This window comes from Streptomyces sp. NPDC015125 (genome assembly GCF_043080045.1).
Lineage (GTDB): Bacteria > Actinomycetota > Actinomycetes > Streptomycetales > Streptomycetaceae > Streptomyces.
In genome coordinates this window covers 16,755-28,797 of the sequence record NZ_JBIBVF010000008.1, presented here as the reverse complement: position 1 = coordinate 28,797, position 12,043 = coordinate 16,755, and the positions used below count along the sequence as shown (strand labels likewise).

The window sequence follows — 12,043 nt, the reverse complement described above, 5'->3', positions numbered from 1 at the left end:
TCGCACACGGCCGCGTCAAGGAGATGATCACGATCTCCGACGACCTCTCCTCGCCGAGCACGTCGGCCACCCGCCTGTCGCAGGTCTGCTGACGGAGCGTCGGCCCTGCTGGGCGACACGCCAGCCCCTGCCGCGGGCGACACGTCGGCCCTGCCAGGGCGAGATGTCGGCCCTGCCGGGGCGCTTCGGCCCTGCTGATGACACACCAGTCCCGCTGACGACCTAGCAGCCCCTCTCGGGTCGCTACGCGCCCGGGCCTGCCCCGCCGGTACGTCCCGGCCCGCACACGAGAGAGAACTCCTGCATGTTCACCCGCCGCCTGCTCGCCGCAGCCGCTGTCGCTGCGGCGCTGGCCACACTCACCTCCTGCAAGGGGGAGGACACGGGCGCTTCCCCGGAAGCAACCGCCTCGTCCGCCCCCGGCGCTTCGTCCCCGGCGTCCCCGGCGTCCACGCCGTCCGGCTCACCGGCCCCCTCGGCCCCGGCTTCGGCTCCGGCCTCGCCGGTGAAGGACCTGCCTATCGACCCGGAGCCGTCCTCCGACTGCACCCCCGGCAAGGTGGCCAAGGGGCACCGGATGGTGCAGGTCATGGGCACGCCGTCGCAGGGCGCGCTGTCCGTCCGGGAGGCGAAGTTCGCCTGCGATCCCAATGGCGGAGGGTATGCGGGGGCGGGGCAGGCCGCCCGCCAACCGCTGGCCCCGGGGGCCACGGCCGAGCTGAGCACCGGCGCGACGGGCCACCGCACGGTGCCCCTCGCCACGCTCACCGAGCACCTCACCGCCTGCCTGAAGCACGACCAGGTCAAGCCGCCGCTCGCCTGCTCGGGAGACATCTACGAGATCACCCTGACCGGCTCCGGTGCCGTCTCGCACCTCCGCGAGGTCTGGCACTCCTGACGGCACACGGCGAAGAAGGGCCAGGGGCCGGCGGCGTTCGTGCGAACGCCGCCGGCCCCTGGCCCTGCCCCTGGACGCCTTACGCCCGGACGCCTTACTTCGCCGACGGGTCCTCCGCCTCCGGCGCCGCCCCGAACCTGCGGTCCCGCTTCGCATACTCCAGGCACGCCTGCCACAGATTCCGACGGTCGAAATCCGGCCACAGAATGTCCTGGAAAACCATCTCGGCATAGGCGCTCTGCCAGATCAGGTAGTTCGAGGTCCGCTGCTCACCGGACGGCCGCACAAAGAGATCCACATCCGGCATGTCCGGGTAGTACATGTACTTCGCGATGGTCTTCTCGTTCACCTTCGACGGGTCCAGCTTTCCGGCCCGCACATCCGCCGCGATGGCCGCCGCCGCATCGGCGATCTCGGCCCGCCCGCCGTAATTGACGCAGAAATACAGCGTCATGGCGTCATTGTCCTTGGTCTGCTCCTGGGCGATCTGGAGTTCCTGCACCACGGACTTCCACAGCTTCGGCATCCGGCCGACCCACCGGATGCGAATACCCAGCGCGTCCATTTCGTCACGGCGCCGCCGGATCACATCGCGGTTGAAGTTCATCAGGAAACGGACCTCGTCGGGCGACCGCTTCCAGTTCTCCGTCGAGAAGGCGTACAGCGAAAGATTCTTCACGCCCATTTCGATGCAGCCCTTGAGGACGTCCAGGACGACGCCCTCGCCGACCTTGTGCCCCTCGGTCCGCGGCAGCCCGCGCTCCTTGGCCCACCGGCCGTTGCCGTCCATGACGACCGCCACATGGTTCGGGACGAGCTCACCGGGGATCTTCGGCGGCCGCGCACCGGAAGGGTGCGGCTCGGGCGTCACGTACTCACGTCGATTACGGCCCAGAATCCCGCGTCGTGCCATGCGGCCCACGTCTCCTATGTGTCTTGAGGGCGTTTTTGCCTTGAGGGGCGTATGTGTCTTGAGGGTGGTCTTCGCTATTTCTCTACGTACCGGAGGGAACGCAGGCCCCGCTCCAGATGCCAGTGCAGGTACGCCGTGACGAGCCCGCTGCCCTCCCGGGCATGACGGGCCTCGCAGGCGTCCGCGGTCTCCCAGTCGCCGGTCAGCAGCGCGCTGAGGAGCCCGATGGCCTCAGAGGAGGGTACGACGCTCCCCGGCACCCGGCAGTCACCGCAGGTCACCCCGCCCGCCCCCACGGAGAAGAACCGGTTGGGGCCGGGCAGCCCGCACCGCGCGCAACTGTCGAAACTCGGCGCATAGCCGTTGACGGCGAGCGAGCGCAGCAGAAAGGCGTCCAGCACCAGATGCGGCTCGTGCTCGCCATTGGCCAGCGTCCGCAGCCCGCCGACCAGCAGCAGGTACTGCTGTACGGCGGGCTCGCCCTCGTGGTCGGTGAACCGCTCGGCGGTCTCCAGCATGGCCGTGCCGGCCGTGTAGCGGGCGTAGTCCGTGACGATCCCACCGCCGTACGCCGCGATCGTCTCGCTCTGCGTACACAGCGGCAGCCCGCGCCCGATCAGCTCGCTGCCGCGCGCATAGAACTGCACATCGACGTGCGAGAACGGCTCCAGCCGCGCCCCGAACTTCGACTTCGTCCGCCGCACCCCACGGGCCACCGCACGGACCCGGCCGTGCCCCCGGGTGAGCAGCGTGATGATCCGGTCCGCCTCACCCAGCTTCTGGGTGCGCAGCACGATGCCGTCGTCGCGGAACAGACTCATGGCGCCATTCTCGCGCATCGGCGGGGCCGGACGTCCCTCAGGCCCGCTCGCCCCGGCTGCGTGCGTTGACATAGGCGGTCGCGACGCTCAGCCGCTCCGCGACGGTGTCCCGCGGGTGCGGCGCGGGCTCGTCCGGGCCCGGCGCAGCCCCGTCGAGCGCACGGGTCAGCCGCCGGGCGACGTCCATCGTGCAGCGCCCAAGCTCCACGAGCGGCGGCAGATACCGGTGCTCGTACGAGACGGGATCGGGGCGCAGGGAAGGCAGCACGACGCCCGCGCGGGCGAGGGCTTCCCGCAGATCCGTCGTCACGGTTTCCACTTCCTTGGGCTGGCTCATGATCGTCCGCACTTTCCGTGAGGGGTTTCACTGTTCGCATTCAGAGCGTGACGGTGCGGAACTAGGCTGGGCAAGGAGGGCGGCAATACAACTGCCGGGCAGAGAAAGGGAGTCAGCAATGGCCCGAGCTTCACGGCATGCAGCATGGGAATTCTGGGGCACCGAACTCAAGCGGCGCCGGGAAGAGGCCGGCTTAACCCAGGAGGCTCTGGGGCGGATGGTCTTCGTCTCCGGCGGCTACATCAGCCAGTTCGAGCAGGCGTTCCGAAGGCCGCAGTTGGATGTGGCAGTGCGGATCGACGAGGTTCTACAAACCGACGGTTTTTTCGAGCGGACCTGGCGCCAGCTGATCGACGACAAGCGGTACCCGGATTACTTCGCGGCAGCGGCGGAGCTGGAGCGGCTGGCAACGAAGATCTGCGAGTTCGCACCCATGATCGTGCCGGGACTACTGCAGACGTCGGCGTATGCGCACGCCCTCATGATCGCGGGCAATCCGCTCGCGACGGACGAGTACATCGAAGCGGGGGTCCACGCCCGCCTGGAGCGGGCAGCCATCCTCAAGGAAGCCGCAAGGCCGATGTATTGGGTGGTGCTGCACGAGGCCGGACTCAAGGTCCCAGTGGGCGGGGCAGCCACCATGGCCGAGCAATTGGAGTACATCGCGCAGCTCACGCGCGAGCGGAGGCTCCTCCTGCAGATCCTCCCATTCGCCGCCGGTCCGTACCCTTCCATGGGCAAAATGTTGAAGATCATGGAGTTCGACGATGCCCCGCCAACCGCCTATACAGAGGGCGTGCGTTCGGGAAATCTGCTGGACGATCCGGCCGTAGTGAAGCATGTACAGGCGGACTACGATCTGGTCAGGGCCGCCGCACTGTCGCCGGAGGCGTCCCTGGCCCAGCTCGAATCGGCGGCGGAGGACTACAGACGATGCGCGAGTACGACCTGAGCGCCGCGAGTTGGCGCAAGAGCAGCTACAGCGACGACAAAGGCGGCGACTGCATCGAGGTCGCCCACGACTTCCCCGGCGCTGCCTCCTGGCGCAAGAGCAGCTACAGCGATGGCAACGGCGGCAGCTGCGTCGAGGTCTCCGACGACCGCCCCGGCATCGTCCCCGTCCGCGACAGCAAGACCCCCCACGGCCCCGCCCTGGTCTTCCCGGCCACCGGCTGGACCGCCTTCGTCGACGCCGTCAAAGCCGGTCATCTCGCCGCTTCCTGACCGCCTTTCACCAGGCGTTCACACCAGTCACACAAAGGCCCCGCCATCCCACTGGATGACGGGGCCACATCACGTTATGGTCCGGGTCATCGCGGGCGGAAGGCGACCTTCCGCACTTCTCCGTCCCCCATGGGAAGTGGCCCTCACGGCACGTCAACAGCCCGGTAGCATCCCGTGATGATCGGCAGCACAACGCCGTGATGGCCGGCCGACCCCGTCAGTACCCCAATTGAGGATCTCGATGACATCCATACCGGAGGCGCTGTTGTGGTGCCTCAGCGCAGGTACGGCCGCCGCCGTGGTCCTGGCGGCGCTCTCGATCCGCGCGCGCGGGCAGCGCGCCGGTCTGAGATCGCGCCTGTCCGCCGCTGAGGAACAGAACAGCGCCACGCTCCACAGCAATACGGAGCTGTCGGCCCGGCTGCGCGCCACCGAGGCCGAGATCCGGCACCTGGCCGGTACCCGGCTCCCCGACCTGACGCTGGCGCTGGCCCACCCGCATGTGCCCGTACCGGGGCTGCTGGACGCCCGGTTCGCCGGGACGGAGACCGACCAGGCGCTGAGCGCCGTACTGGAGCAGGTCAGCGACGCGATCACCAAGGAGCGGGCGCGCGTCGACGCCGCCGCCCAGTCCACCCTGCGCGGCGCGACCACCACCATCCAGGCGCTGCTCTACCAGCTCCAGTCGGCGCTGCAGGAGATGCAGCACCGCTACGACGACCCGAACGTCGCCCACGACCTGCTGAACGCCGACTTCCTCAACGAGCAGGCGCTGCGGCGTATCCAGGCCACCGGTGTCGTCTGCGGCGCCTGGCCGGGCCTCACCCGCGAGGACTCCTACCTCGCCGAGCTGGTCGTCGGCGCCACCTCCCGGCTGCGCGGCTACGAGCGGGTACAGGTCAGCAACCAGTTGCGCGACCCGGTCGCCGTGGTGGCGCGGGCCGTGGAGCCGGTCGCGATCGTGGTGACCGAGCTGCTGGCCAACGCGCTGCACCACTCGCACCGTGAACTGCCCGTCATCATCACCCTCCAGCAGGGCAACCGCGGCGCCTCGGTCATCGTCGACGACTACGGCGTCGGGATGCACGACGACGAGATCAAGGCCGCGATGGAGCTGCTGTCGGGTGACGACAGCCTGCTGCTCACCCAGCTCGGCGACCCGCCGCGGTCCGGGTTCGCGGCGGCCGGACAGCTGGTGCGCCAGTACGGCTTCGGGGTGCATGTCGAGCCGTCGCCGTACGGCGGTGTGCGTGCGGTCGTGTACATCCCGGGTGACCCCCTTCTCACCGTCCTCGACGAGAGCGCCCAGCCGATGTCCGTGATGGCTCCGCTGCCGCACCGTTCCGGGGTGCCGGACCGGGCCGGCTCCGCGCTGCCGACCGGCGCCACGACGCCGTCCCCGGCAGCCGCCGCACCCGCCGCACCCGCCGCACCGTCCGCGCCCGCCGCGCCGTCCGCGGCCTCCTACGAGGCGCCCGCCCCGCAGGCCGAGGGCGAGCTGCCGCGCCGGCGCCGCCGTAAGCCCGTCTCCGAACTCGATGAGAGTGCCGAGCGCACCGCATCGCTTCCGCCGCGCTCCCCGGAGGAGACCGGATCCCGTTGGGCCGCACTCCAGCGCGGTACCGAAACCGGCCGGGCAGCCGCCCAGTCAGAACCCCCTCGCAGTCCCGAAGGGAACCCGCAGTCATGAACAGCCCCACCCGCCGCCGTGTCGCCGAGGACAAGTCCTGGGTGCTGGCGCCCCTCATGGAGTTGCCGCATGTTATTCACGCAGCCGTGATCTCCGGTGACGGTTTCATCGAGGGCGCCTCGCCGGGCCTGAAGCGTGACTCCGGCGAGGGTGTCGCCGCGATGATGTCCGCGCTCCAGGGCGCGGGCCGTGCCGTGACCGCGGCGTTCGCCGGGAAGGACGACACCCGGCTGCGGCAGACGGTCATCGAGTCCGACGAGGGCTTCGTCTTCGCGATACCCGCCGGCGAGAACACCTGCCTTGCGGTCTTTGCCGGTCCGGAGGTGAACATGGGCGTCGTCGCCCACCACATGCAGATCCAGGTGACGACCCTGGGCAACAAGGTCATGAACAGCCCGGCCCGGGATACGGGTAACCCCGTATGACCCCGCGCCAGAGCAGCGGCAGGCGCCTCGTACCGGCCTATCTGGCCACCGGCGGGCGCGCCCGTCCCAGCCGCAACACCCTGGACCGGCTCACCCTGCTGCACAGCGTGGGGATGCCGATCACCAGCGAGGTACGCCCGGAGGAGCACCGCATCCTGGAGCTGCTCCAGCCCGGGGCGCTGTCTCTGGCCGAGGTCGCCGCCCACCTTCACCTGCCCGTGAGCGTGGTGAAGGTGCTGGTGGCCGACCTCGTCGATGCCGGGCGGCTGCACGCCCGTGTCCCCATTCCCGAAGCCGAGCAATTCGACCGACAGATCCTGGAGAGGGTTCTCGATGGACTCCGCTCTCTCAAGTCCTAGCGCCCACGCCGACGCGAGCACCGGCAGCATGTACCTCTCCGGCGAGCACCAGACCCTGGTCAAACTCCTGGTGGCGGGGCCGTTCGGGGTCGGCAAGACCACGCTCATCCGCGCGTTGTCCGAAACCCCGCCGCTGCACACCGAAGAGGTCATGACCCAGACCGGCGCGATCGTCGACGACCTCGCCGGCGTCCGGGAGAAGACCACCACCACCGTCGCCATCGACTTCGGGCGGCTGACCCTGCCCGGGGACCTGGTGCTGTACCTGTTCGGCACACCCGGGCAGAAACGATTCCGCCCCCTGTGGCAGGACATCGCCCGGGGCGCGCTGGGCGCCCTCGTCCTCGCCGACACCCGCCGGCTGGCGGACTCCTTCGAGGTGATGGACATCGTCGAGGAGGCCGGGCTGCGCTACGCGGTGGCGGTCAACACCTTCCCCGACGCGCCCCAGTACGACGTCGAAAAGCTCCGCGAGGCGCTCGACCTGCACCCCGAGACGCCGCTGGTGCTGTGCGACGCCCGCGACCGGGAGCAGTCCGTCGACGCGCTGATCGCGCTCGTCGGGCACGTCCTGGCCCACACCCCCGAGGAGACTCCGAACCCGTGACTTCCCCGCACCAGCCGGGAGCCGCACCGCCACCGGGCTGCCCGGCGCACGCCGCCGCGCCGTACCAGCAGGCGCCGGCCCAGCCCGACGCCCACACGCCGGTGAAGCTCTACGGACCGGACTTCGCCGCCGATCCGCACCGCATCTACGCCCAGTTGCGGCAGTTCGGTGCGCTGGCTCCGGTCGAGATCGCGCCGGAGGTGCCCGCGATGCTGGTCACCGACTACCGGGCCGCCCTCGATCTGCTGCACGACGACGCCACCTGGTCGAAGGACTCGCGGGAGTGGATGACCACGGTCCCGCCGGACTCGCCGGTCATGCCGATGCTGATGTGGCGCCCCAACCTCTTCTACGCCGACGGGCCGGCGCACGTCCGCTACCGGGACGTCGTCGTCGACAGCTTCAAGCTCGTCGAGCCGCATGAGCTGCGCGCCCGCGTCCACCACGCCGCGGACTCCCTGATCCGGCGCTTCGGCGCGCACGGCGAGGTCGATCTGATCGCCGACTATGCACGGCTGATCCCGCTGTTGATGTTCAACAACCTCTTCGGGATGCCGGATTCGTACAGCGACCGGCTGATCTCGGCCATCGGGGGCATGCTGGACGGCAACTCCCCCGAGGAGGCAGCCGCCGCCAACGAGGCGTACACCAGCTACATCATGGAGCTGGTCGGCTCCAAGAAGGCTCAGCGCGGGCCGGACCTGACCTCCTGGTTCATGGACCACCCGAACGCGCTCAACGACGAGGAACTGATCCACAACGTCATCCTCACCATGGGCGCGGGCAACGAACCGCTCGCCAACCTCATCGGCAACGCGCTGTCGCGGATGCTCTCCGACGACCGCTACTACCACACCCTCTCGGGTGGCGCGCTGACCGCGCACGACGCCATCAACGAGGTGCTGTGGAACGACCCGCCGCTGACCAACTACTCCGCGCACTTCCCGGTCCGTGACGTCTTCTTCCACGGCACCTGGGTGCGCAAGGGGCAGTTGGTGATGGTGTCGTACGCGGCCGCCAACAGCCAGTTCGACACCACCGGGCAGACGGGCCCCGGCTCGGGCGGCGGCTCGCACCTGTCCTGGGCGGCCGGCCCGCACGCCTGCCCCGTGAAGCGGCATGCGCTGCTGATCGCCACCACCGCGATCGAGCGGCTGACCGCCTGGCTCTCGGACATCGAACTCGCCGTGGACGCCAGGGAGTTGCAGTGGCGCAACGGCGCGTTCCACCGGGCCCTGGCCGCGCTCCCGGCCCGCTTCACCCCCATCACCCCCGACCAGGCAGGAGCCACTCCATGGCACAACAGGGACAGCAGCCCTACGTCATCGACCCGGTCGGAAGCGACATCCACCGAGAGGCCGCCCGTCTCCGCGCGCTAGGCCCGCTGGCGCGCACCGAGCTCCCCGGCGGCATCGAGGCCTGGTCGGTCACCAGCCACAGCCTGCTCAAGCAACTGCTGACCGACGACCGGGTCTCCAAGAACCCCCGGGAGCACTGGCCGCTGTGGCAGCGCGACGACATCCGCGGCAGCTGGCTGCAGTCGTGGATCGGCGTGACGAACATGTTCACCGCGTACGGCGCCGACCACCGCCGGCTGCGCAAGCTCATCGCCCCGGCGTTCACCGCCCGCCGCACCGACGCCATGCTCCCGCGCGTGGAGGCCATCACCACGGCCCTCCTGGACGACCTGGCCGCGCACCCCGCGGGCGAGCCCGTGGACCTGCGCGCCCGCTTCAACCATCCACTGCCGCTGCAGGTGATCTGCGAGCTGTTCGGCTTCCCGGAGGGCGAGCAGCGCGCCGAACTCGCCCGTCTCGTCGCGGCCATCATGGACACCACGGCCACCCCGGAGCAGGCCGCCGCCACCGGCGCGGCCGTCCATGCGCTGCTGTCCGGCCTGGTCGCCGCCAAGCGCGAGCACCCGGCCGACGACCTGACGAGCCTCCTGGTGGCCGCGCGGGACGACGAGGGGCAGCGGATGACCGAGCAGGAGCTGCTCGACACCCTCCTGCTCGTCATCGGGGCGGGCCACGAGACCACCGTCGACCTCCTCGGCAACGCCGTGCACGCCCTGCTCACCCACCCCGAGCAGCTCAAGCTGGTGCGCTCGGGTGAGGTCTCCTGGAACGACGTGATCGAGGAGACGCTGCGCTGGGCCCCCAGCATCGCCGCCCTCCCGCTCCGCTTCGCCGTGGCGGACATCGAGATCCCGGGCGGCCCGACCATCCGCAAGGGCGAGGCGATCCTCCCGGCGTACGCCGCGGCCGGCCGTGACGCCGCCTTCCACGGCGAGACGGCCGACGACTTCGACATCCGGCGCACCCACCAGGAACACCTGGCGTTCGGCCACGGCGTCCACCACTGCCTGGGTGCCCCGCTGGCCCGGATGGAGGCACGGATCGCGCTGCCGGCCCTCTTCGCCCGCTTCCCGGGCCTCCAACTGGCCGTACCGGCGGAGGAGTTGGCGCCGACGGACGGCTTCATCTCGGGCGGGCTGCGCAGCCTGCCGGTGCGTCTGACGCCGGGCTGAACCGCCCGGCCGCTCCCGGTGTCCGACCCCGTCGCCCTGCTGTGGTGGCGGGGTCTTTCCGGCTCCGCTCCCGCGCGGCCCGTGCGGCCTGCCCGGCCCGCACGGCCCGGGGCAGGTCACGTATCCGGCGGCGCGTCCAGCCGGCCGGCCCGCGCCTCAGGACGGCGTACGCGCCGCCGCCAGCAGCCGGTTCGTGTCGGCGGGGCGGAGCATCAGGGCGCTGCCGACCGTGCTCAGCACCTCGCGCTCCGCGGGCGTGTAGGAGCCGTCCGCGAGAGCGATACGGGCGCCCTGGAGGAGGATCGCTTCCCGGCCGGCGGGGGCGAGGTGCGGGGCGAGCGGCTCCAGCGCCTCATGGAGCTCTATGGCCAGCGCGGTGCCGCACGGGTCCAGGCCCTGGGGGCCGCAGTGGCCGCCGGTCACCGCGTCGTAGGTGCCGGTGAGCCGGCCGGTGTCGGCGGCGAGGGCGGCGAGCAGGGTCAGCAGTTCGTCCTCGGAGCAGTCCGCGAAGCCGGCCGCGCGGACCGTGCCGACGGCGGTGTCACGGACCGCGCGGGAGGAGGTGCCCCCGGCGGCCAGCAGCGCGAGGGTGACGGTGTGGACGGCGTCCCTGAGCATCGCGGAGAAGCGGACGGTGGTGGGGTGGTCGAGGGCGTCCGGGCCGAAGCGGCCGTGGCAGGCCGAGCACTCCAGGACCGGGCCGGTGGCGCCGCGGGGCACGAGCGGGACGCCGAGGACGGTGAGACGGCGGCGGCCGGCCCGGCGGAGGTAGTTGCGGTCCCCGCCGCAGTCCGGACAGAAGAACTCGCCATCGGCGACGGTGCGCCAGGACGTGCGCACACCCATCACACACATCTTGTGCCTCACGTCAGCCCTCCGTAACTCTCCCGTAGCCCTCCGGCACGGGTGGGGGTTCCCCAGCGGTAGCTGGGTGAGTACCCCGTGGCCCCTCGCGTATGGGACGTGATGTTAGCCACATACATGATGTGACGTCAGCACCTCGTACCGGACAACTGGCCGGATGGCGAAGGCCTCTGCCCTCTTGTGCGGGAGGGGCAGAGGCCTGTTGGCGCCGTGAACAGCGTGGCTGTCAGGAGGCGGGCGGCGGGTGAGGCGGTTGCGGGACCCGGTCGCGCCGCGGGCCGGGCTTGGCCAAAACGGTGAGGGTGCGGCCGGAGCGCACCCGGGTCCCCGTCACCCCATCGAGGTCATCAGGGCCCGGGTCACCTGGTGTGCCTGGCTGTCCAGGCCGCGGGCGTTGGGGTGGACGAAGGTGCAGGCCTCGCCGGAGCCGGGGATGGTCTTGCACAGCTCCGACGGCGCGTCGGTCTGGTCGCCGTCACCGGTGAGGTTGTCCCGGATGCCGTACATCCATTTCGCGTCGCCGCTCTGGCACACCCCGTGCGCCGCGCTGGGCCCGTAGGTGTCGACGTAGAGGGCGGCGTGCTGCTCGGCGTGCCGGTGGAGCAGCCCGTTCAGACGCTTTTCGAGCCCGTCCAGCCAGGGCATGTCGCCCTTCTTGATGCTGCCGAGCTGGTTCCAGTGCAGGAACGAACAGCCGGAGCTGTCCGGGACGATGGCGGGGTAGCCGACGACGGCGATCCGCGCGTGCGGTGCGCGCCGGTGGATCACCGTCATCATGTGGGCGAAGTCGGTGTCGAGCTGCGCGAACCGCTCCTCCAGCCAGCTCTCCCCCGCACCCCCGCCGGTGTAGTGGTTGGTGCAGGGCTTGGTCTGCAGGGGCTTGGTGATGCCCAGTTCGAGGCAGGTGCTGACGATGGTCCCGAAGCCGAGGGAGTTGCCGCCGATGCCGACGGTGACGTAGTCGGTGTCGGGGGACAACGCCTCCACCTGCGGGGGCAGATCGGACCAGCCGCCCGGGGGCGGGACCGACGGCGGTCCGTAGATCTTGGATGCCGGCTGGGGCCCGAGGACCCCGTCGACCACCTCGGCGGCCCCGCAGGTCCTATCCGTCAGGTGGAACCCCAGCTGACGGGCGACCTGGTGCGGATAGTTGCGCGCGGAGCGGCCGCAGCCGTCGTCCTCCTCCCAGGGGCGGACGAACACCCCGGCGCTGTACGAGTCGCCGAGTGCCACATACTCCGGACGGTCCGCCGCCCGGGCCGGTGCGCCCGAAGCCGCCGGGGCGAAGGCGGAAGCCACCACGGCCAGCGAGGCGGCCGTCGCCACGAGAAGCCGGGAGAGTGCGGGCATGCCGTATCTGCTCATCTGCACGTCC

Annotated in this window: 14 protein-coding genes; 9 read left to right on the top strand and 5 right to left on the bottom strand. The window is 70.7% G+C overall.

Translation table 11 applies throughout. The features are described 5' to 3' along the window. Positions 1-304: 304 nt before the first annotated feature. Positions 305-898, top strand: coding sequence for a hypothetical protein (locus ACF088_RS19140; protein ID WP_392376951.1), 594 nt, complete (start codon positions 305-307; stop codon positions 896-898). Between the two features lie 94 nt (positions 899-992). Here the strand turns inward: ACF088_RS19140 and ACF088_RS19135 are convergent, their stop codons facing one another. From ACF088_RS19135 to ACF088_RS19125, 3 genes are all read right to left on the bottom strand, one after another. Continuing rightward, positions 993-1,811 (bottom strand): isoprenyl transferase, encoded by an 819-nt coding sequence (locus ACF088_RS19135; RefSeq protein WP_392376950.1) that lies wholly within the window; start codon positions 1,809-1,811, stop codon positions 993-995. A gap of 74 nt (positions 1,812-1,885) precedes the next feature. Further along, on the bottom strand, positions 1,886-2,632 hold the full coding sequence (gene recO, locus ACF088_RS19130; protein ID WP_350250842.1) for a DNA repair protein RecO: 747 nt from the start codon (positions 2,630-2,632) through the stop codon (positions 1,886-1,888). Positions 2,633-2,669: 37 nt separating this feature from the next. Beyond that, positions 2,670-2,969 (bottom strand): hypothetical protein, encoded by a 300-nt coding sequence (locus ACF088_RS19125; RefSeq protein ID WP_392376949.1) that lies wholly within the window; start codon positions 2,967-2,969, stop codon positions 2,670-2,672. 118 nt (positions 2,970-3,087) lie between these two features. Between ACF088_RS19125 and ACF088_RS19120 the strand changes: the two genes are divergently transcribed. The 8 genes from ACF088_RS19120 to ACF088_RS19085 all read left to right on the top strand — a co-directional run bounded on the left by ACF088_RS19120 (position 3,088) and on the right by ACF088_RS19085 (position 9,804). Then, positions 3,088-3,921 carry a helix-turn-helix transcriptional regulator gene (locus tag ACF088_RS19120; protein ID WP_392376948.1) on the top strand — a complete coding sequence of 278 codons (834 nt, stop codon included), beginning with the start codon at positions 3,088-3,090 and terminating at the stop codon, positions 3,919-3,921. Beyond that, entirely contained in the window at positions 3,903-4,193 is a 291-nt protein-coding gene (locus tag ACF088_RS19115) for a DUF397 domain-containing protein (protein ID WP_392376947.1), read from the top strand. Before ACF088_RS19120 ends, ACF088_RS19115 begins: the two co-directional genes overlap by 19 nt. A gap of 241 nt (positions 4,194-4,434) precedes the next feature. Further along, positions 4,435-5,883, top strand: coding sequence for an ATP-binding protein (locus ACF088_RS19110; protein ID WP_392376946.1), 1,449 nt, complete (start codon positions 4,435-4,437; stop codon positions 5,881-5,883). Next, the gene (locus tag ACF088_RS19105; RefSeq protein WP_350250847.1) at positions 5,880-6,308 is read left to right on the top strand and encodes a roadblock/LC7 domain-containing protein; all 429 of its coding nucleotides are present in this window, start codon (positions 5,880-5,882) and stop codon (positions 6,306-6,308) included. The genes ACF088_RS19110 and ACF088_RS19105 overlap by 4 nt, the downstream gene beginning before the upstream one ends. Continuing rightward, positions 6,305-6,667, top strand: coding sequence for a DUF742 domain-containing protein (locus ACF088_RS19100; RefSeq protein WP_030413708.1), 363 nt, complete (start codon positions 6,305-6,307; stop codon positions 6,665-6,667). Before ACF088_RS19105 ends, ACF088_RS19100 begins: the two co-directional genes overlap by 4 nt. A gap of 28 nt (positions 6,668-6,695) precedes the next feature. Next, a complete protein-coding gene (locus tag ACF088_RS19095; RefSeq protein ID WP_392377166.1) occupies positions 6,696-7,274 on the top strand; it encodes an ATP/GTP-binding protein in 579 nt (192 codons plus the stop codon). Beyond that, on the top strand, positions 7,271-8,653 hold the full coding sequence (locus ACF088_RS19090) for a cytochrome P450 (protein ID WP_392376945.1): 1,383 nt from the start codon (positions 7,271-7,273) through the stop codon (positions 8,651-8,653). Before ACF088_RS19095 ends, ACF088_RS19090 begins: the two co-directional genes overlap by 4 nt. Then, entirely contained in the window at positions 8,569-9,804 is a 1,236-nt protein-coding gene (locus ACF088_RS19085; RefSeq protein ID WP_392376944.1) for a cytochrome P450, read from the top strand. Before ACF088_RS19090 ends, ACF088_RS19085 begins: the two co-directional genes overlap by 85 nt. A gap of 156 nt (positions 9,805-9,960) precedes the next feature. On the opposite strand, the gene ACF088_RS19080 is transcribed toward ACF088_RS19085, so the two are convergent. Then, the gene (locus tag ACF088_RS19080) at positions 9,961-10,659 is read right to left on the bottom strand and encodes a TerB family tellurite resistance protein (protein ID WP_392377165.1); all 699 of its coding nucleotides are present in this window, start codon (positions 10,657-10,659) and stop codon (positions 9,961-9,963) included. A gap of 339 nt (positions 10,660-10,998) precedes the next feature. Beyond that, a complete protein-coding gene (locus ACF088_RS19075) occupies positions 10,999-12,033 on the bottom strand; it encodes an SGNH/GDSL hydrolase family protein (protein WP_392376943.1) in 1,035 nt (344 codons plus the stop codon). Between the last annotated feature and the right edge of the window lie 10 nt (positions 12,034-12,043).